This is a genomic window from Mycobacterium sp. IDUB_37, assembly GCF_055419245.1.
The window spans coordinates 422329-446766 of record NZ_JBVAXG010000001.1 but is presented as its reverse complement, the minus strand read 5'-3'; the positions used below and the strand labels follow the sequence as shown (position 1 = coordinate 446766).

Annotated in this window: 23 protein-coding genes; 9 read left to right on the top strand and 14 right to left on the bottom strand. The window is 66.3% G+C overall.

Translation table 11 applies throughout. The features are described 5' to 3' along the window. Positions 1-22 precede the first annotated feature (22 nt). Positions 23-1438, bottom strand: a complete 1416-nt coding sequence (locus ACZY1I_RS02140) for an NAD(P)H-hydrate dehydratase (protein ID WP_463752627.1) — start codon at positions 1436-1438, stop codon at positions 23-25. A gap of 240 nt (positions 1439-1678) precedes the next feature. Between ACZY1I_RS02140 and ACZY1I_RS02135 the strand changes: the two genes are divergently transcribed. From ACZY1I_RS02135 to ACZY1I_RS02125, 3 genes are read left to right on the top strand one after another with little or no spacing between them, the layout of a single operon-like run. Beyond that, positions 1679-2119 carry a hypothetical protein gene (locus tag ACZY1I_RS02135; RefSeq protein WP_463752626.1) on the top strand — a complete coding sequence of 147 codons (441 nt, stop codon included), beginning with the start codon at positions 1679-1681 and terminating at the stop codon, positions 2117-2119. A 26-nt stretch (positions 2120-2145) separates the two neighbouring features. Beyond that, the gene (locus ACZY1I_RS02130; protein WP_463752625.1) at positions 2146-3069 is read left to right on the top strand and encodes a type III secretion system chaperone family protein; all 924 of its coding nucleotides are present in this window, start codon (positions 2146-2148) and stop codon (positions 3067-3069) included. Continuing rightward, positions 3066-3536 (top strand): YbjN domain-containing protein, encoded by a 471-nt coding sequence (locus ACZY1I_RS02125; protein WP_463752624.1) that lies wholly within the window; start codon positions 3066-3068, stop codon positions 3534-3536. The genes ACZY1I_RS02130 and ACZY1I_RS02125 overlap by 4 nt, the downstream gene beginning before the upstream one ends. 113 nt (positions 3537-3649) lie before the next feature. On the opposite strand, the gene ACZY1I_RS02120 is transcribed toward ACZY1I_RS02125, so the two are convergent. The 3 genes from ACZY1I_RS02120 to glmS are packed head-to-tail and all read right to left on the bottom strand — an operon-like array spanning position 3650 to position 7334. Then, positions 3650-4561 (bottom strand): DUF4436 domain-containing protein, encoded by a 912-nt coding sequence (locus ACZY1I_RS02120; RefSeq protein ID WP_463752623.1) that lies wholly within the window; start codon positions 4559-4561, stop codon positions 3650-3652. 4 nt (positions 4562-4565) lie between these two features. After that, positions 4566-5456 carry a DUF4436 domain-containing protein gene (locus ACZY1I_RS02115; protein WP_463752622.1) on the bottom strand — a complete coding sequence of 297 codons (891 nt, stop codon included), beginning with the start codon at positions 5454-5456 and terminating at the stop codon, positions 4566-4568. Positions 5457-5468: 12 nt separating this feature from the next. Further along, entirely contained in the window at positions 5469-7334 is a 1866-nt protein-coding gene (glmS, locus tag ACZY1I_RS02110) for a glutamine--fructose-6-phosphate transaminase (isomerizing) (RefSeq protein ID WP_463752621.1), read from the bottom strand. 82 nt (positions 7335-7416) lie between these two features. On the opposite strand from glmS, the gene ACZY1I_RS02105 reads away from it, so the two are divergent. Genes ACZY1I_RS02105 through ACZY1I_RS02090 form a run of 4 tightly spaced genes read left to right on the top strand, consistent with a single transcriptional unit; the run spans position 7417 to position 10305 of the window. Beyond that, on the top strand, positions 7417-7995 hold the full coding sequence (locus ACZY1I_RS02105) for a DUF2510 domain-containing protein (protein WP_463752620.1): 579 nt from the start codon (positions 7417-7419) through the stop codon (positions 7993-7995). 9 nt (positions 7996-8004) lie between these two features. Then, on the top strand, positions 8005-8856 hold the full coding sequence (locus tag ACZY1I_RS02100) for a dienelactone hydrolase family protein (protein ID WP_463752619.1): 852 nt from the start codon (positions 8005-8007) through the stop codon (positions 8854-8856). 25 nt (positions 8857-8881) lie between these two features. Further along, on the top strand, positions 8882-9232 hold the full coding sequence (locus ACZY1I_RS02095; protein WP_463752618.1) for a nuclear transport factor 2 family protein: 351 nt from the start codon (positions 8882-8884) through the stop codon (positions 9230-9232). Positions 9233-9261: 29 nt separating this feature from the next. After that, positions 9262-10305, top strand: a complete 1044-nt coding sequence (locus ACZY1I_RS02090) for an LLM class F420-dependent oxidoreductase (protein WP_463752617.1) — start codon at positions 9262-9264, stop codon at positions 10303-10305. 14 nt (positions 10306-10319) lie between these two features. On the opposite strand, the gene ACZY1I_RS02085 is transcribed toward ACZY1I_RS02090, so the two are convergent. From ACZY1I_RS02085 to eccCa, 9 genes are all read right to left on the bottom strand, one after another. Then, positions 10320-11627, bottom strand: a complete 1308-nt coding sequence (locus ACZY1I_RS02085; protein WP_463752616.1) for a hypothetical protein — start codon at positions 11625-11627, stop codon at positions 10320-10322. Between the two features lie 2 nt (positions 11628-11629). Beyond that, a complete protein-coding gene (locus tag ACZY1I_RS02080; RefSeq protein ID WP_463752615.1) occupies positions 11630-11917 on the bottom strand; it encodes a type VII secretion target in 288 nt (95 codons plus the stop codon). Between the two features lie 48 nt (positions 11918-11965). Then, positions 11966-13303 (bottom strand): phosphoglucosamine mutase, encoded by a 1338-nt coding sequence (gene glmM / locus ACZY1I_RS02075; protein WP_463752614.1) that lies wholly within the window; start codon positions 13301-13303, stop codon positions 11966-11968. A 140-nt stretch (positions 13304-13443) separates the two neighbouring features. Continuing rightward, a complete protein-coding gene (gene rpsI, locus ACZY1I_RS02070; RefSeq protein ID WP_463752613.1) occupies positions 13444-13911 on the bottom strand; it encodes a 30S ribosomal protein S9 in 468 nt (155 codons plus the stop codon). Beyond that, on the bottom strand, positions 13908-14351 hold the full coding sequence (gene rplM, locus ACZY1I_RS02065; protein WP_463752612.1) for a 50S ribosomal protein L13: 444 nt from the start codon (positions 14349-14351) through the stop codon (positions 13908-13910). The genes rpsI and rplM overlap by 4 nt, the downstream gene beginning before the upstream one ends. Positions 14352-14511: 160 nt before the next feature. Then, the gene (locus ACZY1I_RS02060) at positions 14512-14811 is read right to left on the bottom strand and encodes a WXG100 family type VII secretion target (RefSeq protein WP_463752611.1); all 300 of its coding nucleotides are present in this window, start codon (positions 14809-14811) and stop codon (positions 14512-14514) included. An 11-nt stretch (positions 14812-14822) separates the two neighbouring features. Then, positions 14823-15149: a WXG100 family type VII secretion target gene (locus ACZY1I_RS02055; RefSeq protein WP_463752610.1), complete on the bottom strand. Its 327-nt coding sequence runs from the start codon at positions 15147-15149 to the stop codon at positions 14823-14825. 82 nt (positions 15150-15231) lie between these two features. Beyond that, on the bottom strand, positions 15232-16497 hold the full coding sequence (locus ACZY1I_RS02050; RefSeq protein ID WP_463752609.1) for a type VII secretion-associated protein: 1266 nt from the start codon (positions 16495-16497) through the stop codon (positions 15232-15234). Beyond that, positions 16494-20111 (bottom strand): type VII secretion protein EccCa, encoded by a 3618-nt coding sequence (eccCa, locus tag ACZY1I_RS02045; protein ID WP_463752608.1) that lies wholly within the window; start codon positions 20109-20111, stop codon positions 16494-16496. The genes ACZY1I_RS02050 and eccCa overlap by 4 nt, the downstream gene beginning before the upstream one ends. Before the next feature lie 116 nt (positions 20112-20227). Here eccCa and eccD point away from each other — a divergent pair, with 116 nt between their 5' ends. Further along, positions 20228-21571, top strand: a complete 1344-nt coding sequence (eccD, locus tag ACZY1I_RS02040) for a type VII secretion integral membrane protein EccD (RefSeq protein WP_463752607.1) — start codon at positions 20228-20230, stop codon at positions 21569-21571. Then, positions 21568-22878: a type VII secretion-associated serine protease mycosin gene (gene mycP, locus ACZY1I_RS02035; RefSeq protein WP_463752606.1), complete on the top strand. Its 1311-nt coding sequence runs from the start codon at positions 21568-21570 to the stop codon at positions 22876-22878. The genes eccD and mycP overlap by 4 nt, the downstream gene beginning before the upstream one ends. Here the strand turns inward: mycP and eccB are convergent. Beyond that, on the bottom strand, positions 22875-24284 hold the full coding sequence (eccB, locus tag ACZY1I_RS02030; RefSeq protein ID WP_463752605.1) for a type VII secretion protein EccB: 1410 nt from the start codon (positions 24282-24284) through the stop codon (positions 22875-22877). The genes mycP and eccB overlap by 4 nt on opposite strands. Positions 24285-24438 lie beyond the last annotated feature (154 nt).

Below are 24438 nucleotides of genomic sequence, written 5' to 3'. Positions count from 1 at the left end.
TGAGACCTTTCGTTGTGCGGTTCTAGAGGGCAGCCAGCGCGGCCCGGATGTGCTGCAGAATTCGCGACGCCGACGTGGGCGCATCGCCCGGTCCGGGATCGGCGGCCGACAGCGCCGCCGCCCGCGCGTGCACGTATGCCCCGGTGGCGGCGGCCTCGCCCGGCGGCAATCCGGACGCCAGCAGGGCGCCGATGATGCCGGACAACACATCACCGGACCCGGCGGTCGCGGCCCAGGATTGTCCGGCCGGGTTCAGGTAGACCGGGCCGCCGGGTTCGGCGATGACGGTGACGTTTCCCTTGAGCAGCACGGTCGCTCCGAACGCGTCGGCGAGTTTCCGCGCGGCACCCACCCGGTCGTTGCCAGGGGGTGACCCGGCCAGTCGGGCGAACTCGCCGGCATGCGGCGTCAGGACGGTCGGGGCGCTGCGGTCGACCACCAGTCCGGGATGGGCGGCCAGCATGGTCAGCCCGTCCGCGTCGACCAGTACCGGCAGGTCGCTGTCCAGGGCGAACCACAAGGCCGCGGCGCCTGCCTCGTCGGTGCCCAGTCCTGGTCCCACCACCCAGGCCTGCACGCGTCCGGCGGCCGCCGGGGATGCGGACGCGATGACCTCGGGCCACTGCGCGAGCACCTCGTGATGCGCGCCGCCGGCATAGCGCACCATGCCCGACGTCGCCGCGACGGCGGCACCGGTGCACAGCACGGCAGCACCCGGGTAAATCGAGGATCCGGCCAGGACGCCGGTGACACCCTGGGTGTACTTGTCGTCGCGGCTGCCCGGGATCGGCCACCGCGCCAGCACGTCGGCGGCCTCGAATCCCAGGACGTCGGTGTCGGGCAGGTCGAGGCCGATGTCGATCAACTGGACCCGGCCGCAGTCGGCCAGGGCATGCACTGGTTTGAGCCCGCCAAATGTCACGGTGAGCGCGGCGTGCACCGCCGGTCCGGTGCTGGCTCCGGTGCCGGCATCGATACCGCTGGGGAGGTCGACGGCCACCACCGGGATATGTTTCGCCGCCTCGAACACCTTCGCCGCGTCCGGCCGCAGCGGACCCGAGCCTGAGATACCCACCACCCCGTCGATGACGAGATCTGTTGCAGCCGAGACACTCTCGACGATCTGACCACCGGACTTCCGAAACGCCGCCAGCCCCTTTTCATGAGTGCGTTCCGGTTTGAGCAGTATCGCGTCGGCGGCCGCCCCGCGACGGCGCAGGAAGGTCGCCGCCCAGAGCGCGTCGCCGCCGTTGTCGCCGGACCCGACGACCGCACACACCCGGCGGCCCGCCACCCCGCCCGTTCGGTGGGTCAACTCGCGCAGGATCTCGGTGGCCAGTCCGTAGGCAGCGCGCTTCATCAGGGCGCCATCGGGCAGACTGGCCAGCAGCGGCGCTTCGGCGTCGCGGATTGCGTCTACGGAGTAGTAATGCCGCATCAACGCCAGCATCCCATGCCGGTGGCTCAGACGGTGGCCGGGTCAACATGGGGCACGCCGGATGCGGCCTGAGGCAGGCATGAATTTAAGCGGCCACAGCTATGCTGGGCGCCGCGAACGATTTACCGATTGGTGACGGAGGTCACCGCATTCCAGGACCTAATTAAAAGCGCCTGGTTATCTCGGGAATACCTTTCCATCGGTGACCGAGGTCACCGCAGCGACCGCACCAGGAGTTCCATGTCCGACCAGTTCATGAATCAGACGATCGAGCGGTTCTTCGACGAGCACCAGGTGCAGTACGTCCTGGGCGAGGAGGGGGCCTACTACGCGAGTTTCAGCGGCGGCGAGCTACCCGATCACCGGATTCAATTGTGCGCCCAAGGATCGGAGCGCGACGTGTTGTCGATCCGCATCTACACAGACCACTACTACCCAAATGTGATGCGCCACAACGTCGAAGCCTTCGTTGAGAATTGGAATCAGGAAACGCTGTGGCCGACGGCGTACTGCTACAACGACATGGCACCGGGCTTCGTGGTGGCCGGGGTGAATACCTATCCCCTGCGTGCCGACACCCATTGGGCGGCAATCAGACTCCTCATCGAAAACTCGTTGAGCAGCGGCCATCAGATGCTTGCGGAGATGGTCGGCGTGCTGGGGATGCCCGGAGTCCGCTAAGCGCATTGATGCAGCAAGGAGGCTTTATGATCGAACAATTCAGTCCCAGCATGGTCGAAGAATTCCTGCGCGACGAAAACTATTCCTACACGTCAGACAATAATGGCATTTTCTACTTGGACGGTGCAGCGTTCGACGGCGTCGTCGGCAAAGACTATCCACCATTCCAATTTGAGTTGAAGGCCGACCCGACCAACGCTGACGATCTTCTACTCATGACATTGATGCCGTCGGTCACCTATCCCCGGCATGCGGGTGATGACATCAAGGCGTTCATCGCCGTTTGGAACAAATTTCGTCCCGGGCCCAAGGCTTATGCCATTGCCGACGGCCGGGGCCCAGGGTTCGATGTCGTGGGCAAGGCCGCATTTCCGCTACGCCACGGCGTCTCCCGCGCGCAGTTGGCACTGTTCATCAACATCACCCTGGCCGGGTCGCAAGTCATGCTCGAGGAGTTGACGGCCGCGGTTGGCATCCCCGGTAACCCGCAAGCCGCGGACGCCGCGCAGGCCGAAGACTTCCTCTCGCCGCTGATCGAGACATTTCTGCGCGAGCGGGATCTGGCGTACCTCATCCGTAACGGCGCGTACTTCACCGACTTCGGCAGCATCGATGAGGCGGGCCTGACGGTGCAACTCTTCGCCCGCGGAACCGACCGCAACGTGCTCACCGTCCGCCTCTGGACCGACACCACCTATCCGGAAGCCGCACGCGGTTTCATCGACAAATTTATTGCCGAATGGAATCGCACCCGATTCTGGCCCAAGTTGTTCATCGATGAAGACGAACCCGGCCAGGGTGTCGACGTGGTTGGCGAGTGCTCGTATCCCCTGCTACCCGGCATCCATCGCAAGCTGTTCGATGAATTCATCGACCTCACGGTGGCGCTTGGGGTCAATGTGCTCGGCGAGATCTTCGGCGGTGTGCAGCGCACGGGAGTCCCTGCATGATCGAGAAATTCGAGCCGAAAATGATCGAACGGTTCCTCACCGATCGCGAATATCGCTACCAGATCGACCGACCCGGCACTTACCACGTCGACAGCGCAGATATTCGGCGTGCCGAACAGATGGCTGACGACGGTGAACCGAACTATCTCCTGGAAGTTGCTGTCGAAGGTTCTGACGGTGAGATTGCGTCCATCAGCATTTGGTCGGCAGCCGTATATCCCGAGGAAATGCGCAGTCGCGTCAAGGAATTCGCGGCCAGCTGGAATCGGCGGGCCCCGCTGCCCACTGCCTCGATCGCGGATCGCGCAGACGGGGCGGGAGTGGTGGTGGTCGGCACGACCGCGTTTCCACTCGCCGAAGGTGTTTCGCAAGAACTACTCGACCATTTCATCTTTTTCACCGTGATCGCCGGCGACGCCATGCTTTCCGAACTCGACCGACTGCTCGGCACGCCCAGCCAGATTTAGGAGCTAGGCTGCCTGCGCTTGCGGAAGCTCTCGCGAATCGTTGCCGGACTCCAGCCCGCGGCCCTGCGCTCGCTGGCCAGCGGATAGAACGCAAGTCCGCACGCCGAAGGCCGCTAAGTCGACGGAACCTCAGGCGGACTCGGGGCCGGATTCGACTCCGGCAGCGCAGGCTCCTGGTAGTCCGGGGCCAGGTGCTGCCACCAGCAGGAGATGTAGAGCACCAGCGAGATCGTCAAGACCACGATCACCCAGAGCACGACCGTGACGTCTATCCAACTGCCGAATGGGGGCGCGTCCGGCAACGCATTTCGCAACGGCATCACCGCGAACAGCATCGCCGCGTACCACGTCGTCATCGGCGGCTGGAATTTCCGTTTGTTGCGAACCGTCTTGAGCGCAACGAAAAGGGCCAACCAGGCGAGCGTAATCAGCGCCGCGAGGATGACGACGGCGAACGCCCAGGTGCCCCACGAGCGGTGCAGGCTCAAGCGGTAGGCCGAGTGCGGATCGAAGTTGCTGACCCGACTCACGTCGACTTCCCAGCCGACCTGACGGTCGACCAGTGTCACAGCGGAGGGCTCGGCCACTTGCGCAGGGCCGGAAAGGAGTTGGACGTTGATCGGTCCGGTGTCGTATTCGTCCAACGGCCAATTCGCGATCTCGCCGCTCAAGCCGATCGAGACGCGAAGGACGTCGGGCACCGTGCCCTTGGGCCAGATCCGCTTGCTCGCCTGTACTGCCGAGTTGGCAGTCATGCTGAGGTCCTCTTTGAGGGTGTCGGTCGCCTCGTCGAGCAGTGCGCGCCTGGGCACGACGCTGATATTGACGACCAGCTCGCTGCTGTTCGACTGGATGGCTTCGATGTCGACGGTCACCTTGGTCACGTCGTTGGACTGCACACCAGTGGAAATCTGGTGAGGGTGGTTGATTCCGCTGCTCACATACAGCCAAATCGCCCACGCATACGCGACGACGAAGACCACCGAACCCAGAATGATGCGTGCGGAGGTTGATAGCTTCGCCACGGCACTACTTTGGCACGTGCGGCAGCGACTCAACCTGGTTGGCGGGCGTGTCGAAGTCGGGAGCCAGGTGCCGCCACCAGCACGACACGTAGAGCCCCATCGCGATCACCAGGGCCACGATCACCCAGATGACCACCATGACATCGACCCAGGCCCCGAATGGCGGCGAGTCGGGAAGCGCGTTGCGCAGCGGTATCACCGCGAAAAGCATTGCGGCGAACCACGTGGTCATCGGCGGCTGGAACTTTCGCCGATTGCGTACCGTCTGGGCAGCAACAAATAAGGCAAAGCCGGCCAGCGCGACCAGCACCCCGAGCAGGACCATGGCCATGGCCACCGTGCTCGGCGACCGTTGCACTTCCGCCCGGTAGGGCACTAACGCATCGCCGGCCTTGCCGCCCGGTACCTCGACTTGCCAACCGGGAAGGCGATCGACGAATGTCACAGACGCCCGTTCCGGTTCTTGCACGGCGCCGCGGAACAGATCGACCGAGATCGGCCCCGAGTGGTAGCTGTCGAACGGCCAATCGGACACGTCACCGTTGATGTTCAGCGAGACCGGGAATACGCCCGGCTGCGTGCCCTTCGGCCAGGAATGTCTGGTCGGCGTTGTCGCGGATGTGACTGAGACGCTGAGGTCTTCGGTCAGATTGCCGGTTCGCGGATCCAGCAGGGCGGGCCCGGGCGTGACGGTGACGTCGGCAACGAGCACGCTGCGGTAAGGCTGGATACCCGCGATATCCACGGTCACCGTTGTACCGTCAGCCGCCGGCTGACCCTGAGTGACGGGATGAGGCGGGCCCATACCGGTCACCGCGTACAACACGGCCAAGCCGATGTATGCCGCCAGGAAGACAGCGAGACTGACCGTGACCTGGACGCGACCCGATCTCATCGCTGTGTCCCCCTACTCGACGGTGACCGACTTTGCGAGATTTCGTGGCTTGTCGACGTCGTAGCCACGGGCCCGGGCCACCGACGCGGCGAACACCTGCAGTGGGATGGTCGACAGCAGCGGCTGCAAAAGCGTTGACACCGCCGGTATTTCGATGAGGTGATCGGCGTAGGGGCGTACCGCTTCGTCGCCCTCCTCGGCGATCACGATGGTCACCGCCCCGCGGGTCTGAATCTCGCGGATGTTGGACATCAGCTTGGCGTGCAAGGTGGCCGCACTCTTGGGCGAGGGCATGACGACGATGACCGGCAGGCCATCCTCGATCAGGGCGATCGGGCCGTGCTTGAGCTCGCCGGCCGCGAACCCCTCGGCGTGCATGTAGGCCAGTTCCTTGAGTTTGAGTGCGCCCTCCAGCGCCACCGGGTAGCCGACGTGGCGCCCCAGGAACAGCACCGTTGACGACTGCGCGAATCGGTAGGCAAGGTCGGCCACCGGATCGGCTGCCGCGATCACCCGGGCCACCAGTTCCGGCATCGCTTCCAGTTCGCGATACTCCCGCTCGACCTCGTCGGGATACTTGGTGCCGCGCGCCTGCGCCAGGGCGAGGCCGACCAGGTAGTTGGCGGTCATCTGCGCCAGGAACGTCTTGGTAGACGCCACGCCGATTTCCGGTCCGGCGCGGGTGTAGAGCACCGCGTCGCATTCGCGGGGAATCTGCGAGCCGTTGGTGTTGCAGATGGCCAGCACCTTGGCCTTCTGCTCCTTGGCATGCCGAACGGCTTCGAGTGTGTCGGCGGTTTCCCCGGACTGAGAGATCGCCACGACGAGCGTGCTGCGGTCCAAAACCGGGTCCCGATAACGGAATTCACTGGCCAGCTCCACCTCTACGGGCAGCCGGGTCCAGTGCTCGATGGCGTACTTGGCCAGCAGGCCCGAGTGATAGGCGGTGCCACAGGCGACCACGAACACCTTGTCGACCTCGCGCAATTCCTGGTCGGACAGGCGCTGCTCGTCCAGCACGATCCGGTTGCCCACGAAATGGCCGAGCAGCGTGTCGGCCACCGCGGTGGGCTGCTCGGCGATCTCCTTGAGCATGAAGTACTCGTAGCCGCCCTTTTCCGCGGCTGCGAGGTCCCAGTCGATGTGGAATTCGCGGTACTCGACATCCTCATTGCCGTGAAAGTCGCTGACCCGATAGCCGTCCGCGGTGATCACCACGGCTTGGTCCTGACCGAGTTCGACCGCCTGGCGGGTGTGTTCGATGAATGCGGCGACATCGGACCCGACGAACATCTCGCCGTCGCCGACCCCGAGCACAAGCGGTGTCGAGCGCCGGGCGGCGATGATGGTGCCGGGCTCGTCGGCGTTGGCGAACACCAGGGTGAAGTGGCCCTCGAGTCGGCGTAGCACCGACAGCACGGCGGCGGTGAAATCACCGGCCGTCTCACCGTGGTGATAGGCATGTGCCACCAGGTGCACCGCGACTTCGGTGTCGGTGTCGCTGGCAAACTCCACGCCGTTGGCTTCCAAATCCTGGCGCAAGGAGGTGAAGTTCTCGATGATGCCGTTGTGGACGACGGCGATCTTGCCTGCGGCGTCGCGGTGGGGATGGGCGTTGCGGTCGGTGGGGCGCCCGTGGGTGGCCCATCGGGTGTGGCCCAATCCGGCGGTGCCGGCCAGGTCCGCCGGGCTCATCTCGGTGATCGCCGCTTCCAGATTCACCAGCTGACCTGCGCGGCGACGGACGGTGAGCTTGCCGTTCCCGTCAAGGAGCGCGATACCCGAGGAGTCGTAGCCGCGGTACTCCATGCGGCGGAGTGCATTCATCACGACGTCGCAGGCAGGGCGCTGCCCAACGTAGCCGACAATTCCGCACATTCTGACCAGGGTAGTGCAGACGCGGAATTACCACCGTGACCGCCGGTATCGTTTACCTGTCTACCTGCGTGAAAGGTTTGCTTTGTCTCAACCGCATCAAGCGCCGGGTGCGTATCAAACACCTGGTCCCTATGGCCAACCCGGCCCGTACCAGCCCGGCCCGCCGCAGCCGTCGGGTTATCCGAATTCGGGGCCGCTGTTCCAGATCAGCCTGTGGAAACACACCGGCATGGTGATCATGTGGCAGAACCAGACCGTGCGATGCACCGGGACGCTGCAGCAGTGCGAGCAGGCTTACCGTGACGCGCAGACCCACTGTCTGGCCGCCGGATGGTGGAGCGTGGCGTCGTTCTTCGTGATGAACTGGGTCTCGCTGTTCTACAACATGAATGCCATCCGGAAGGTGCGGAATATCGCCAAGGATCCGCATGCCGTGGCTCAGCAGCAGCAAGCACTAGTCCAGCACCAACAGGCGTTGGCGCAGCAACAACAGGCGTTCGCGCAGCAACAACAGGCGTTCGCGGAGCAACGGCAGGGCGGCGCCGCGCAGCAATCTGGCACGCCGGCAGCCTGGTATCCCGACCCGTCCGGACAACCCGGGCAGCGCTACTGGGACGGCACCAACTGGACCCACTGGACCAATCCCCCGGGACACAGCTAACGTCGACCGGTGGCCCGCATCCGCAAGCTCTTCACCGCCCTCAGCCGCCGTGGTCCGCACCGAGTTTTGCGTGGTGACCTGGCCTTTGCGGGGCTGCCCGGGGTGGTGTACACCCCGGAGTCCGGGTTCAACCTGCCCGGCATCGCCTTTGGCCACGACTGGCTCACCAGTTCTGCCAACTACTCAGGCTTGTTGGAGCACCTGGCGTCGTGGGGCATCGTCGCCGGCGCACCCGACACCCAACGAGGATTCGTGCCATCTGTGATGAATCTCGCGTTCGACATGGGCGTCGCTCTCGACATCTTGGCGGGCGTGCGGTTGGGACCCGGCGAAATCAGCGTCCATCCCACCAAACTCGGCTTGGTGGGCCACGGCTTCGGCGGCTCTGCGGCGGTGTTCGCCGCCGCAGGGATGGCGGGCTCGTCGGGCAGACCACTCAAGGCGGTTGCGGCGCTCTTCCCAACAGTGACCGCTCCCCCGGCCGAGCAACCGGGCGCGGCCCTGAAGGTCCCTGGACTGATCCTCACCGCACCCGGCGACACGAAGGCGCTGAACTCCAACGCACTGTCGTTGTCCCAGGCGTGGCAAACGAGCACCCTGCGTATCGTCGGCAAAGCCGACGGCGGCGGCTTGGTAGAGGGGCGGCGCCTGCCAAAAGCCGTAGGGCTGGCCGGCTCGAATCGTAAGACACAACGTACGGTTCGAACGCTTCTGACCGGCTATCTGCTCTACACCCTCGGCGGAGACAAGACCTATCGCGACTTCGCTGACCCGGACGTGGTGCTGCCCAAGACACAACCGGTGGACCCCGAGGCGCCGCCGGTGACTCCCGAGGAAAAGATCGTCGCGCTGCTGAAGTAGTGCCTGAAGGAGGGGCCTGCGCACCATGTCTGACGTGCACACGTTGTACACGCGCTGGATCAACGAACTCTGGGCCGGCCGGTCGATCGCCGCGGAGATCGTCACCGAGGATTTTGTCGGCCACTGGCCCGATCAGGATGTGCATGGACCGGACAGCCTTGAGCGAATCGTTGAGCAAACCCGAAACATGTTGGCGGACTTGACGTTTACGGTGCAAATCGGCCCGCTGCGCGACGGGCACTTGGTCGCCGGCCGCTGGATTGGCTCCGGGCGCGGACCCGATGGCCCGGTCACGTTTACCGGCAACGACATCCTGCGACTTGCCGACGACGGTAATCGGTTCGTCGAGTACTGGACGGGCACCTCGGCAGGCTGAAGGACAAGTGAGCGTGGTAAGAGTCGTTGATGCGAATCGGCATCGCCCTGGACTACTCGGGCGGTTTTTACGAAGCCGTCGATCGGGTCGTCGAACTCGAAAAATCCGGCATTGACGTTGCGGTGGTGGCTGAAGCGTATGCCTTCGACGCCATCAGCCAGTTGGGATTTCTGGCGGCGCGCACGTCCAGAGTGGAATTGGCCTCGGGTGTGCTTCCGCTGTATATCCGCACGCCGTCGCTGTTGGCGATGACCGCCGCCGGTCTGGACTACGTGTCCGGTGGCCGCTTCCACTTGGGCATCGGCACCTCCGGACCACAGGTGATCGAGGGATTCCACGGCGTGGTATTCGACGCACCGTTGGGCCGCACTCGCGAGGCCGTGGAGATCTGCCGGCAGGTGTGGCGCAGGGAACGGCTCGAATACGCCGGGAAGCACTACCAGGTGCCGCTGCCCGCGGATCGCGGGACGGGCCTGGGCAAAGCGCTCAAACTCATCAATCATCCTGTACGCGAACGCATTCCGATATCGATCGCGTCGCTGGGGCCCAAGAATGTCGCACTCACCGCCGAGATCGCCGAAGGATGGCAGCCGGCGTTCTTCTATCCGGACAAGGCGCGTGAGGTGTGGGGTGAGGCGTTGGCCGCCGGTGCCGCGAAGCGAGATCCCGCGCTGGGTCCGCTCGACGTGATGGTCGGTACGTCGCTGGCGATCGGCGACAACGTCGAGGACCGATTGGCTTGGACCAAGCCGCAATTGGCCCTCTACATCGGCGGTATGGGCGCCAAAGGCCGCAACTTCTACCACGATCTTGCGACCCGATACGGGTTCGGCGAGGTCGCGGATCGAATCCAGGAGCTTTACCTGGCCGGCCGCAAGCGTGAGGCGATCGATGCGTTGCCAGACGAACTGGTCCGGGGTGTGTCGCTGATCGGTCCGCGCGGGTTCATCGCCGAGCGATTGGAAGTCTTCGCCGCTGCCGGAGTGACCACGCTGCTGGTGCGGCCGGTCACCACAGATCCCGCCGAAGCCGTTCGGTATGTCGAGGAACTGTTGCAATTGGCGGCCTCCTGACGCTCGCTGACCCGCTACTGCCCAGCCTGGGGAAGCTCGTTTGCGGCAATCTCGCACGGAGTAGAGCCCCCGACTGGCGGCGTGGCCGGGGGTGCTGAGGGCGGCGAGCCCGCAACAACCGGCGGGCCGGCCGGCGACGCGGGGGGCGGCACCGGTTGAGTACCGGCAGCCGCCTGATCGCCCGGTGGCGTCGCCGCCAAGGCCACGTCATCAATCTTGGCGACGCGCTCGGCCTTCCCCGCAGCTTCGTCGGGATCCTCCGGGTCGTGCTCGGCACTCTCGTCGAAAAGATCGTCGTCGCCAGGCGGATCACCCGCGGAACCCAACAGGCCACCCATCGCCTGAACGATTCGGCCGGCCAGGCCACCGAGCCCACCTAGGTCGCCTCCACCGAGTCCGCCACTGCCACCGGACATTCCGGCAGTGCTGCCCAGTCCCGAACCCCAGTCCGGTTGCGTCAAAGCTGAATTCGGTGTCGGAGGGTTCGTCGGGGCACCCAGCGCAGCAGGCGCCGCTGGGGTCACGGCCGCGGCGGGCGGCTGCGACCCCGAGGACCACGGAATACTTGCCGCACCGATCTGACCAGGCAGCACCGCTGTGACGGTTTGCGGCAACGCTCCGGGCGCCATGCCCGGGGGTCCCAGATCGCCGGGGATCTCAAAGTACGTTCGGGGTGCGGCGGCCAATGCCTGGTTGACCATGTCGTAGGAGGCCGCGATTGCGCTCTTGGTCGAATTGATCGCGTTGAGCCAGTCATTGCGAATGTCGTTGTCCACATAGGGTTTCACCTGCTGATGGACTAATTCCTGTGCGGCGCGGTCGCCAGCCGCCACACCCGCGGCCGCGGCCAACCACACCGATCGCTGCGCCAGCGTGCGGTCATCGATGGCAACGACCGTAGCGACCTTCGCGTCGACCAGGTACCACAGGTTGTCGCGCAGCGACTCGCAACGCTGGGCCGCCGCGCGCACCTCGGCCGCCAATATGTTGGCGGTTTCGCAGTGACGCAGCAGAAAATCGATCGCGGATTGCGCCCCCGGCCCCTCCCATGCCGCAGCCAAAACACCTGCCTGGGCGCGCTGCAGCCGCAGCGCTTCGGAGACCACAGCCGCCGCTGACCGCAACTGTTCGCAGTCAGCGTCAAGGGCGTGCAGGTCGAGCCCGTCCTCGCTGAGATACCGGTCGCGAATCTGCGCGGGGTCGCCGGTCAGGTCTGGGTGCTGGTAGCCAATCTGTTGGCAGGCAAGCACATAGCGCTGAGTGTGATCCACGGCAGACCGGCCTTCGGCGAGGCGACCCGCGACGTCCAACCGCTCGGCCACGGTCACGCTATCCGGGCCGCGGCATTGAAGTCTGCCTCGGCGTATCGATCGACGCCCGCTCGCAGCGCCACCGCGATCTCGGCGGCGGCCCGCGACCACTCCGCCAATTCGACGGTCAACCGGTCCAGCGCTGTCCGTATCGCATCGCCACTGGCTCGATAACCCCGGCCGGCCCGGCCGCCGTCAAAGATCAGCTGCGCGAGATGTTTTCCTAGCGCGCCGTCGATGAGATCCGCCACGTCGGCTATCCGGTTTGCGACCCTGTGTACCTCGGCACTATCAAGTCTCATACCTATTTCGACGCCGCGGAGGGCGTCGAGGTTCCAGCGAGTTTCGAATCAGCTGGCGGCGCTGACCGCGTCGGCCACCCCGGTGGCCAGTCGCTGCGCGATTTCCTCGTCGGCCGCCTCCACCATGACGCGGATCAACGGCTCAGTTCCCGAGGGACGCAACAAGATTCGACCGGTGTCACCAAGCTCGGCCTCGGCCTCGGCCACCGCGGTCTGTACCGACGGCGCCGCGGCGGCCGTGGCCTTGTCGGCAACCCGGACGTTGATCAGCACCTGCGGCAGCGTCTTCATCGCCGAAGCGAGCGTGGCCAATGATGATCCGCTGTGCACAATGCGCGTCATCAGCCGCAGCCCGGTGACGATGCCATCGCCGGTCGAACCCAGCGCCGGCATCACGATGTGGCCGGACTGTTCGCCACCCAGGCTGTAGTCGCCGGCCCGCAACTCTTCCAAGACATAGCGGTCGCCGACACCCGTGGTCCGCACCGTCACGCCGGCCGCGCGCATCGCCAGGTGCAGTCCGAGGTTGCTCATGACGGTCGCCACCAGCGTGTCGGAAGTCAATTCCCCCGCGTCTTTCATGGCGAGTGCGAGCACCACCATGATTGCGTCGCCGTCAACAAAGTCGCCGTTCGCGTCCACCGCAAGGCAACGATCCGCGTCACCGTCGTGCGCGAGGCCGAGGTCGGCCCGGTGGGCGATGACCGCTGCCCGGAGTGACTCCAGGTGGGTCGAACCGCAGCGATCGTTGATGTTGAGGCCGTTGGGGTCGGCGTTGATGGCGATGACCCGCGCACCGGCAGCGCGGTAGGCGCTGGGTGCTGCGGTGGACGCCGCGCCGTGGGCACAGTCAACGACGACGGTCAGGCCGTCGAGGCGATGGGTGCTGGCCTTGCTCACGTGGCGCAGGTAGCGTTCGGCGGCATCTTCGGCATCGACCACGCGGCCGATTCCTGCGCCGACCGGACGCAAACCGGGTCCGGCCGCCACCAGGTTCTCGATCTGATCCTCGGTGTCGTCGTCGAGTTTGCGACCACCGGGACCGAAGATCTTGATGCCGTTATCGGGCATCGGGTTGTGCGACGCCGAGATCATCACGCCGAAATCGGCGTCGTAGGCGCTGGTCAGATAGGCCACAGCGGGTGTCGGAAGAACCCCTACCCGCAGCGCGTCAACGCCCTGGCTGGTGAGGCCGGCGATCACCGCAGCCTCGAGCATTTCGCCGCTGGCCCGCGGGTCGCGACCGATCACGGCGACCCGGCGACCCGGACCGGGCGAACTCGCCAGCTGGCGCGCTGCTGCGGCGCCCAGCGCGAGTGCCAGTTCGGCGGTCAACTCGCGATTGGCGACTCCGCGGACGCCGTCGGTGCCGAAAAGTCGACCCATACGGACAAACCTCTCACAGTAGGCGGTATTGCACATAACCACTGTTGGCTGCGAGCGTGCTTCCTATACCCGCGACACGCCGAAAGATGCGTATCGGTGGCTGGGAATATGCACGCCCGCAGCCAATCAGTGGTCGTCGATCAGCGCTTGCTGTACTGAGGCGCCTTGCGGGCCTTCTTGAGGCCGTACTTCTTACGCTCGGTGGCACGCGGGTCACGCGTGAGGAAACCGGCCTTCTTCAGCGGCGGCCGGTCCTCGGGCGTGGCGATAATGAGCGCCCGAGCGATACCCAGGCGCAGCGCGCCGGCCTGGCCCGACGGGCCACCACCGTGCAGCAGCGCGAAGATGTCGTAGTTTTCCAGCCGCTCGACGGTGACCAGCGGAGCCTTGATCAGCTGCTGGTGCACCTTGTTCGGGAAGTAGTCCTCGAGGGTGCGGCCGTTGAGCTTGAACTTGCCGGTGCCGGGCACCAGGCGCACCCGTACGACGGCCTCTTTACGACGGCCGACGGTCTGGATCGGACGTTCGAACACGAACGGTTCGGCGACCGGGGCGCTCTCGATCTCGGTTTCCACCACTTCGGTGGTTTCCACGCTGGTTTCGGTCACTGGGCCACCTGCTTGATCTCGAATGGAATCGGCTGCTGACCGATGTGCGGGTGCTCCGGACCTGCGTAGACGCGAAGCTTGCTCTGGATCTGACGGCTGAGCTTGTTCTTCGGCAGCATGCCGATGATCGCCTTCTCCACCACGCGGTCGGGGTGCTTCTCCAGCAACTCGCCGATGCTGCGCTTGCGCAGACCGCCGGGATACCCCGAGTGGTTGTAGGCCATCTTGCTCTTCAGTTTGTCGCCACTGATGGCGACCTTCTCGGCGTTGATGACGATGACGAAGTCACCACCATCGACATTGGGCGCGAACGTCGGCTTGTGCTTGCCGCGCAGCAGAACAGCTGCTGCTACGGCGAGGCGGCCAAGCACCACGTCCGTGGCGTCGATGACGTACCACGACCTCGTGGTGTCACCCGCCTTGGGCGCATATGTAGGCACAGCGCTTACCTTCTTCTTCTCGGGTGGATCCCGGTGCGACCCGGGGGCCGGTCAAGGCGTCTTGCGGTTGGGGTGGTCTCGGCGACCGACATTGACCCGAGCCCCGGCGTACCGCACGCCAACGGAGCAGCTTACCGACGCGCATCCCCGCAGGTCAAAATCACTGACGCCCCCAGCTGCCTGCTGCCCGGCGATCGGCGCCCGCCACATCGTCAGCACCGTCACGCACGGCGTTGCCCAGTTCGACGAGAATCCCATTGAGTGCGGTGACCGCCTGGTGCCATTTCAGCTGCTCAACCTGGTAAGCAGCCGCCGCCTCACGGGTCCACAGCTGCTGTAACGGCATGATCTGTGACCCCAATTCCTCGAGCGCCGCGTTGAGGCGGACGGACGTGGTGTGGATCTCCTGCCGGACGGAGTGTTCGATCGCGCCGAAGTCGTAGGACAAAGCGGTGTCCACGGTTACTCCAATCAGAGGTTCGCGCCGGTAGCGGCGATGCGGTGGGCATGGCTTTGACCGGCCTCACGCAGCACCGACTCGTTGTGGCGGATGGTTTCGGCGATGTCGTGCAGGACGTGATAGAGCCGCATCGACTCCGCGTTCCAGCGATCCACCACATCCTTGAACCGTGCGGCCGCCAGCCCACCCCACATCGACGGCGGCACACTGCTCATCCCGCTGATGAAGGCGTGCAGCATCACGCGGATCTCCTCATTGCGGGCATCGGTGGTTGCGGCGACCGAGCGCATCAAGTCGAAGTCGGCGTTGAGCGCACCGGCGCCCGATGGCGTGCTCATCTGGTGCTCCTTCCTTCTCAATCTCTACTAAGTTCGACCGCCGCCGGCCCGTTTTGGTTCCAACCAATTTCCAGGCCGCACCTCAGCCCAGGACGTGCGCGGAGCTCACCGCTTCCGTGCACGCGGCGCTCACGGCTTCCTGGGCTCCCGGCCTGCTCTGGCATCCGACGCTGATTCGGACCGACCCGTCCAGCAACACCGTCCACCGCACATCGTGAGCTGGGCGCACTTCGCGGTAGGTCACTGCGGGCCTTCCAGCGCTCACCCCGGACGGATTGAAGTCGACGAATACCCCGGCGGGTGCCTCATCGATGGCGCGTTTCAACAGATCGGCGGCGCCTGGCAGCGTCTCGCCGGGCGTCGGCGATTGGGTGAGGTGCAACGCGACCTCCGGGTCAGCCGGGGATGTGACCTGGACCCGCGCCGAGCCCGGTCCAACGAGGATCCGTTGGGTGCGCCAACCTGCGGGGACCGTCAGCGCCACCCGACCCTCAACCAGAACAGTCGGAGGTATCGGCTGCGCGGTCGGCGAGCGGCGAGGCTCCACTCCAGTACTTGTCGCGGCCAGCACCGTCAGCACTACACCCGCGGCTGCGGTCCAGACACCGGCTCGAGATCGAGTTCGCCGCGGCCTGATTGCGGCGACCCGCTGCGCCCGGCTTCGCCGCGCTGGCGATCGCCGCGGCCTGATTGCGGCGACCCGCTGCGCTGCGGTCGCGGCCCGGGCCAGTCGCTTGAGCCCGGCGTCGTCGATGACCTTGACGAGACGCCCGCTGGATCCGACCGCGTCGGCAATCAGTGTGGACAGCGACGTCGCCCCTGCGACCGCGTCCGGCGCGTCGATCACCACGACGGTCCCCGCCATCGTCGAGATGACTCGCGTAACTTCCTGCGCCACGTCACACAGGTCCACTCGGCGCGGCAAAGCGACGACGTCGGACTCCGGGCTGGCTCCGGTTACCGCTACCAACCGGTCGGCGATTTCCACCAGCACCACAGACCGGTCCGACCCGGCCCGCGCCAATACCCAAGACCGGGGCCGGATCGAGACGGTCTGTCCTAACGACTTCGCGGCCGCGCTGACTACTGCGACCCGCGACGCCGACCACCACGACGGATGCACGACGACGGCACCAGCCGACGATCCATCTCTGTGCCCGTCGGCCAACTCCGGAAAAACGGCGGCCCACAACGACTCGACAGCGACAGGGACTTCGTCAACCAGCGCCACTGCATCGTCTATCGCCTCCAGCGCGACCGTCACGATCTCGCCGAAATCATCTGTGCCACAACATAATCGATGAACAGAGCCCGGACCCGCCGCAATGACCGCGACATGGTCGGTCATGCGGGCGAACTCCAGGCAACCTGAATTGGCTGTTCGCCAATGCCATTACCGACCAGGACGCCACGGCCCGGCGGCAGCGGTGCCGAAATGATCGAACCGAGCAGCGGGCCTTCGTCCGGCCGCCCACTCATCATCAGCCCCAGGCAGCCGAGGTCACGCAGGCTGGCCAGCATCGGCTCGAACAAGGCACGCGCCGCCCCGCCGCTGCGTCGCGCCACAATGACATGCAGCCCGAGATCCGCTGAGTAAGGCAGGTATTCGAGCAGTGCCAGCAGCGGATTTCCGGCCGAGGTGGCGACCAGGTCATAGTCGTCAACGACAAGATAGAGTTCCGGCCCTTCCCACCACGACCGGGCGCGCAGCTCTATCTCGCTGACATCGGCAGCGGGCATCCGGCGCCGCAACATTTCAGTCAGCCCTGGCAGCAGCGCCCGCAGGGCCGGGAGCGAGAAGGCATAACCGCCGAGATATTCGGGCGCCAGCGTGCCCAGCAGGGTGCGGCGGAAGTCGACGACGAACAGCTGGGCCTTCGCCGCGGTCCCGCTTCGGATGACCTCTCGGCACAAGGTGCGCAATGCGGCCGTCTTCCCGCAGCCGTTGTCGCCGAGCACCAACAGGTGACGATGATTCTCCAGATCGACGGCAACCGGTCCGTGTTCCCCGACCCCGAGCAGCAATTGGGTCCCAGCGCCGGGAACGACCGCGTCATAGGCAACTTCGACGGGCAACAGCGGGATCGGCGGTGCCACCGACGCGCCGCACCGCACCTCGGCAGCGTCCAGCAGCGGCAGCGCGACCATCATGTGCAGACCGTCGGGGGAAACCCCGCGGCCGGGTCGGTCGCCGGGTACCTGGCGAGCCATCTTTCGATCGAGTTCGGAATCCGCGGGATCGCCGAGTCGCAACTCGATCCGGGTGCCGATCTGGTCCTTCAGCGCCGGCCGAATCTCGGCCCAGCGGGTCGCTGACAACACCACATGCAGGCCGTACGAAAGCCCCTCGGCTGCCAGCGCTGTGATGCTCTCCTCGATCCCGTCGAACTCATGGCGCAGCACCGTCCAGCCGTCGACGACCAGGAATACGTCCGCGCAGCACTCGTCGGCAGAGGCGGCGCAACGCTGCCGAAATTGCCTGATCGTGCCGATCCCGCCGTCGCGGAAGAGGACCTCCCGGGTGCGGACCGTCGACTCCAGTTCGGCGACCATCCGCCGCACCAGTTCGGGCTGGGTGCGGTCGGCTACGTCGCCCACGTGTGGCAATCCACGTAACGACGACAGCGCGCCGCCGCCGAAGTCCAGGCAGTAGAACTGCACCCGGGCTGAATCGTGTGTTGCCGCCAACGCGGTGAGCAGCGTGCACAACGCGGTCGACTTGCCCGACTGCGGTGCGCCTACGATCGCGACATTGCCTGCAGCGCCGGATAAATCGACAGTCAGCGCAGTTCGGGCCTGATCGTAAGGTCGGTCGACGACACCGATCGGGACAGCCAATTCGGCCGGTGCCTCAGCTTGCAACAGGGCGCTCAACGTCGGTGCGGTGTCTAGTGGCGGCAACCAAACCCGGTGGGCGGGCGGCCCTTGACCTGCCAGCCGATCCAAGATCGCGCGCATGACCGACGACCCCGGATTCTGCACCACCGAGCCGTTATCTCGCACTGGACCAACGGCTTCGGCGGTGAACCGCCGTGCCAGTTGCGAACCTGAGCTGATGTCGGCCTTGGCGGTAAGCGACCCCGAAACATAGGACACCTGGAACCGGACCAGCTCTCCGTTCCCGGCACGCAGCACACCGGCCCCCGGTGTGCCCGGCAACTCGTAGCCGTCGAGCGTGCCCAGCACAGTGCGCGACTCGTTGGCGGACAACGTTTTCAGACAGATGCGATAGGACAGGTGAGCCTCCAGTCCGCGCAGCCGCCCCTCGTCGATTCGCTGACTGGCCAGCAGCAGGTGCATCCCCAACGACCGGCCCAGGCGTGCGATCGCGACGAATGTCTCGGCGAAGTCAGGATGCCGGCTCAGCAATTCGGAGAATTCGTCGACGATGATGAACAACGTCGGCAGGGCAGGTGATTCGGCGTCACGGGCGTTCTCGTATGCTGCGGCGCTGACGAAATTGCCCGCGGTGCGGAGCAGCTGTTGGCGACGGTTCATCTCGCCCGCCAATGCGTCCTGCATGCGCGCCACCAGCGGCGCTTCCTCAGCGAGATTGGTGATGACCGCCGCGACGTGGGGCGCCGTGGCCAGGTCGAGAAATGTTGCGCCACCTTTGAAGTCAATCAGCAGCAGGTTGAGCACTTCGGGAGAGTTGCGGACCATCATGCCCAGGGCAACCGTACGCAGCAGCTCCGATTTTCCCGATCCCGTGGCACCGATGCACAGACCGTGCGGCCCGATGCCGCGCTCCGCGGCTTCTTTGATATCCAGGCTCACGGCTCGGCCATCGAGGGTGGCGCCGATCGGGACACAGAGGCGGTCCCGACGATCCTGGCTACGCCACCGAGGAACCGGGTCGAAGTCGCTGATCTCACCGATACCGAGCAAGGTGAGCCAGCCGGCATCGACCCGGGGAGCGGAATCGCCGGCGTAGGGGGCCAGTCGTCGTGCGCACACTGCCGCCTCGTCGAGCCCCAGCCAGTCCGGCGACACCAGCTCCTCGCGCCCGCCAGCATGTCGGACCACAACCGAAGCTTCCTCGCGCCCGACCACCAGGACGGTCGCGCCGGGGATCACGCTGCCAACATCTTCAGGCGAATCGGCGACCACCACCAGCTGAGCCGGGGCGATCGCGGCTAGTGCGGCTTGGGCCGACGCCAGGGTGCAGTACACCATCCGCGCCGAGCCCGCGTTGTCGGCGGCACTGCGATGTTGGTTGTGTGGCAACCATTTCAGCCAATCCCAGTCCGCTCGATCGCCCGGGCCGGCGATGCAGGCGATCAGCAAGAGATCGGGCGGGTGCGATACCGCCAACTGGCAGATCACCGCGCGGATCAGACTGCGCACCCGGGTCGGCTCACCGTCGATCACCGTCCGTTCCCGCAGCCGAATCACGATCGGGGCTTCGAAGATCGTCGATTGGGCACGCAGGAAACGACGAAGGGCGGCGACGGTGACCGGATCGCAGCGCTGCGGCGCCGGGATCGGCGCGCTCACCAGGCGGGCGGCCAGCGGTTGGGTTCCGACGCCGACGCGGGCGTGGCAGAAATCGGAATCGGCCGGCTTTCGCGCCCACATGTCCGGGCCGCCGACGATCGCCCACAACGCGGCCGGGTCCGGATTGGCTCTACTCAACGAAAGATGTTGCGCTAGAGCAATTTCAGTGACCTGACCGCGCACGCCGGCCAGATACTCCAGGTAGTCCTCGCGGTCAGCCGCGATCGCAGCGCTCCGGCGGCGACCTCGCCCAGTCAGCGCTGCCGCCACCACAGATCCCACCATCATCGTCGGGAAGACGAGGAAGGTGGGACTGCGCGTCACCGGTGACCCCGCCACGAACGCCGCGCCCGTGACTCCCAGCGTCACGAAAGACATCACCAGCGGCGCCAGCACGACCAGCAGGCTGGACGCCGTCGGTCGCGGCACCTCGGGTGGCGCGGTGATCTCGATGACCGTGGTCATGGTTCGACGACGTTATGCAGCAGCGGAATTCACCGCAAGTCAGCTGTGGATCAACGAAAGCGCTTCGCGGCAGCACCGACTAGCGTGCCGTTGATCCGACTCTTTGGGGGCCCGCATTGCCTGATCCCTTCTTGCGCCGCGTAGCCGTCCACGCCGACGGCACCACCGTCGACCTCGCGCTACCCGCCACCGTCCCGGTAGCCGCTCTGATCCCGTCGATCGTCGACATCCTCGGCAACACCAGACACGCCGCCGGGCGCTATGGGCTGTCCCGCCTGGGCGCATCTCCACTACCGGATTCGACGACGTTGGCGCAAAACGACATTCACGATGGCAGCGTCCTCGTCCTGAGCCAGGAGACGCCGCAGCCCCCCTCGCGGCGCTGCGACGAGGATGCCGTGGCGGTAACAGCGGCGCTCGGCCCCGCGGCCGAACACACATCCCGCCGCGCGATGCACCTCACCGGCGCGGGCGCGGCCATCGGTCTCACCGCACTGGGCGCGCTGCTGCTGGCGCGCACCACAACCGGCGGCAATCAGGCGGCCGCCGCCGTTTCAGCCGCAGCCGCGGTCGCCGCGCTGACTTCTGCGGCCTTCGCAGACCGCCGCTTTCGCGCGACGATCGCCGGGCCGGCGCTCGTAATCGTCGCCACGATCTTCGCCGCGCTCGCCGGTCTGCTCATCGTCCCCGGCACGGAAGGCGCCCCCAATGTGCTGCTCGCCGCGATGGCTACCGCAGTCGCCGCCGTGGTAGGGCTGCGCATAATCCATTGCAGTGCAGTCATATTGATCCCAATTGCGGGTAGCGCCGTACTCATCGCAGCAATGGCGCTGGCCGGCGTGGTCGCCGAGGCGCCACCGCAGGTCATCGGAACGGTCACCGCGCTGGCGTGCCTTGGCCTGCTCGAGATGGCGCCGCGCGTTTCGATTCGGTTAGCGGGGTTGTCGCCAACACTGCCCGTCGCACTGGAAATGGACCACATCGATGCGACTCCGGCCGAAGGCGAAGTGGCCGCCAGAGCCTTTCGCGCCGACAATCTGCTGACCATTCTGAGCGCCGTTCTCGCGGTGGGAGCAGGACTCGGCGCCACACTGGCCGCGTTCACCGCACATCGCGCCATCGCGTTCGCCGCCGTCACTGCGGGGCTACTGCTGCTGCGTGCCCGAGTGGACCCACTCCGAGCGCTGATCCTTTCCATCAGTGGGATGACCGTTACAGCAGCAACATTCGCGATCGCCGCCACCAGTGCGCCGAAGCACGCGGCGTGGATCGCCACGACGACGGCGGTACTGGCCGCCGTGGCTGCGTGCCTGGGTTTTGTCGCACCCGCGATAGCGTTCTCGCCGCTCGCGCGTCGGGGTATCGAGGTGCTGGGGTGCCTCGCGATGATCGCGGTGGTGCCGCTGGGTTGCTGGACATGCGGCGCTTTCGCCGCTGTTCGGGGGACGGTGCTGCTGTGAGGGCGGTTCGCCTCACGCGACTGCTGCTGGCCGCGGCGTGGGCGTGCCAGTGCGGGACGCCTGCGGCGCATGCGGTGTCGCCGCCTCCTGTCGACGAAAAGTGGCTGCCCGCGGCGGCTTTGCCATCACCATCGGGTCCCACGGCACAACGTGAGGTGTGTGCGGTGACAACCGTCGGCAACGTCGCGCCGTCCGCTCAACTGGCAGACCTCGATTTGCCCCAGATTTGGCAGCTAACCCGAGGGGCCGGGCAACGCGTCGCAGTCATCGACACCGGCGTTCATCGGCACTCGCGACTCAAGGACCTGGTGGCCGGCGGCGACTATGTGTCTTCCGGCGACGGCACCCAGGATTGCGACGCGCACGGCACCTTGGTCGCCGGAATCATCGCTGCCACCCAGGATTCGGAGCCGGGCGGATTCAGTGGCATCGCCCCCGATGTGACGCTGATCAGCATTCGTCAATCAAGCTCCCGGTTCGGCCCGGCCGGCAACCGGTCCGGCGCGGGCTCGGGCGTGGGAGACGTCCAAACCATGGCGAAAGCCGTCCGGACTGCCGCCGATCTCGGCGCTTCGGTCATCAACATCTCGTCGGTGGCGTGCGTCCCCGCCACGGAGGCGATCGACGACCGAGCGCTGGGCGCCGCGCTGGCCTATGCCGTCGACGTCAGGAATGCCGTCGTGGTTGCCGCGGCCGGAAATACCGGCCGGGCGATGCAGTGTCCGGCGCAACCGCCGGGCGCCACCCGCGAAACCGCCGCGGTTGTGGTCAGTCCGGCCTGGTACGACGACTACGTGCTCACCGTCGGTTCGGTGAACGCCCAGGGTGCGCCGTCGGCGTTCACGCTGGCCGGGCCCTGGGTGGACGTCGCCGCCACCGGCGAGGGCGTGACCTCACTGAGCCCGCTCGGTGACGGGGTCGCGAACAGCGTCAACGCAGGGAATGGTCCGCAGGCCCTGTCCGGCACCAGCTATGCGGCACCGGTCATCAGCGCGGTGGCAGCCCTGATCCGGGCGCGGTTCCCGACCCTGACGGCGCGCCAGGTCATGCAGCGCATCGAATCGACCGCGCACCATCCACCCGGTGGATGGAATCCCCTCGTGGGCAACGGAACCGTAGACGTCCTGGCCGCGGTCAGTACCGATGCCGCCTCCGAGATCATCGCCTCGCGCCCCAAGCCACTAGATGCACCAACGGCGATCGCGCCTGCCCCTTCGGACCGTCGCTCCCGCGAGATTGCGCTCGGCGGCGCGACGTTCTGCGCGGTTGTGCTGCTGGCAGCGGGTATTCGATGGCGGCCCGGTTAGGGCGCCGCCACGACCGTGTCACGTGCGACGGACGCATTCGCCCGACTGAGTTCGGGGCCGCACGGCAACGCCGCCAGCACCGGCCACGGCGCCGGCACCGCGGCCGGCGGCAATCCCAAGTCGTGTGCCGATTCGTCGTCGCCGATCGCGAATCGCACCCCGGTGTCGGTCACCAGATAGCGCGTTCCCCGCCGGACGTCGCTCCGCGAATGTCCTGCGGACAGACTGCGCGACTCCACATAGGCGCTGCGGCCCGGCGGCAGGTAAACGGCATCCACCGCAGGGCCACGGCCATCCGCCTGCGCAAGCGTCACCGCCCGCTGCCCGCCGGGCAACGACGGGCCGGCCAGGAACGCGATCTCGGCCGGGCCTGATTGCGCAGGGGTCCACGCCACACACACCGTCGACTCCGGCGACGCCTCCGACTGCATAGGAGCCTGCTCGGGAAACCCGGACACCGGCAACGGGCTGACCATCGGGGCTTCGCGCAACGCATCGGGCGCTATAGCGACAACCCCCTTGGCGCCCTGCGAGTCGCGGAACCGCAATAGATCCGCAGCAACCTGGCCGATTCGCTGGACGCCGGTGCTGAGCACAAGGTAGTACTCGTCGCCAGTCGCCCGGGTGATCCGCAACACACTGCCGACAGTGAATCCAGGCAGCCAGGATCCTGCGGGGTCGCCCTTCCCGTCGATCCGGGGCGCCGCGATCGGCGCCGTCTCGGGCACCGCGCTCAGCAAAGACCGCGAGACAATCTGCGGGGCCCGGTTGCCCAGCCGCAGAGCGTGCCGAACCGAGAGATCAGCCAGGTCCACCACCGCCCGATGGCCGCGGTAGAGCAGATACGCCGGCGAACCGGGCCCCGACGCCACCATGATGGCCTGGTCGGCGGCAAGTCGCTGGATGGGCGATCCCACAGCGGGACCGACGAGCACCGTTGTCTGCGCGCCATTCGTGCTGTCGCAGATCGTCCAGACCGCTTCCGTGGTCGGCAGCCGCTCTCCGACCGTCTGTGGGGCGCCCGGGATACCCAGCAACGGGCCACGTTTGACGCGCGCGAGTTCGGACGCCCGCACCGGCCGTGGGTCGGCGGCGGACGCCGCGATCAACCGCGCCGATGCCAGGTTGAGCACCGGATGCCAGGTATCGCCGACCCGCACGTACAGCGCACCGGACGCCTTCTCCATCACGATCTGGCTGTTCCCGAGGTCCGGCTGGGGCCGGACCAAACCCAGGAGTGCACATCCCGCCAGGACGACAAACGCCAGGACAAACCCCACCGCCGGCGCGCCACGGCTAGCGCGCCCGACCGCCGGACCGTCCCGGCGCAGCAACGCATCCTCCATCCGGCGCAGCAGAAATCTGTGGCCGCTGATGTGCAGCCAATCAGTCGCCTGCACCGGCATTGGCGCCCCTCCCGACCTCGACTTCCGCGAATCAAAGTCAACGGTAAAGCCGTCGGGTCGCTCCATTTCGCCCTTCATCCACAGCCCCGACGGGTAAAATTTCGGCGTGTATCAGTACTTCTTCAGCCGCCTTGCCGGCCTGGCCGGCGCGGGC

Excerpts from the sequence above, each read along its gene's own strand:
- ACZY1I_RS02135 (WP_463752626.1), top strand. The coding sequence starts at position 1,679 with ATGTCCGACCAGTTCATGAATCAGACGATCGAGCGGTTCTTCGACGAG.
- ACZY1I_RS02125 (WP_463752624.1), top strand. The coding sequence starts at position 3,066 with ATGATCGAGAAATTCGAGCCGAAAATGATCGAACGGTTCCTCACCGAT.
- ACZY1I_RS02130 (WP_463752625.1), top strand. The coding sequence starts at position 2,146 with ATGATCGAACAATTCAGTCCCAGCATGGTCGAAGAATTCCTGCGCGAC.
- ACZY1I_RS02115 (WP_463752622.1), bottom strand. The coding sequence starts at position 5,456 with ATGAGATCGGGTCGCGTCCAGGTCACGGTCAGTCTCGCTGTCTTCCTG.
- glmS (WP_463752621.1), bottom strand. The coding sequence starts at position 7,334 with ATGTGCGGAATTGTCGGCTACGTTGGGCAGCGCCCTGCCTGCGACGTC.
- eccCa (WP_463752608.1), bottom strand. The coding sequence starts at position 20,111 with ATGACCACGGTCATCGAGATCACCGCGCCACCCGAGGTGCCGCGACCG.
- ACZY1I_RS02140 (WP_463752627.1), bottom strand. The coding sequence starts at position 1,438 with ATGCGGCATTACTACTCCGTAGACGCAATCCGCGACGCCGAAGCGCCG.
- ACZY1I_RS02080 (WP_463752615.1), bottom strand. The coding sequence starts at position 11,917 with ATGAGACTTGATAGTGCCGAGGTACACAGGGTCGCAAACCGGATAGCC.
- ACZY1I_RS02095 (WP_463752618.1), top strand. The coding sequence starts at position 8,882 with ATGTCTGACGTGCACACGTTGTACACGCGCTGGATCAACGAACTCTGG.
- eccB (WP_463752605.1), bottom strand. The coding sequence starts at position 24,284 with ATGCCGGTGCAGGCGACTGATTGGCTGCACATCAGCGGCCACAGATTT.
- ACZY1I_RS02090 (WP_463752617.1), top strand. The coding sequence starts at position 9,262 with ATGCGAATCGGCATCGCCCTGGACTACTCGGGCGGTTTTTACGAAGCC.
- glmM (WP_463752614.1), bottom strand. The coding sequence starts at position 13,303 with ATGGGTCGACTTTTCGGCACCGACGGCGTCCGCGGAGTCGCCAATCGC.
- ACZY1I_RS02050 (WP_463752609.1), bottom strand. The coding sequence starts at position 16,497 with ATGACCGACCATGTCGCGGTCATTGCGGCGGGTCCGGGCTCTGTTCAT.
- ACZY1I_RS02055 (WP_463752610.1), bottom strand. The coding sequence starts at position 15,149 with ATGAGCACGCCATCGGGCGCCGGTGCGCTCAACGCCGACTTCGACTTG.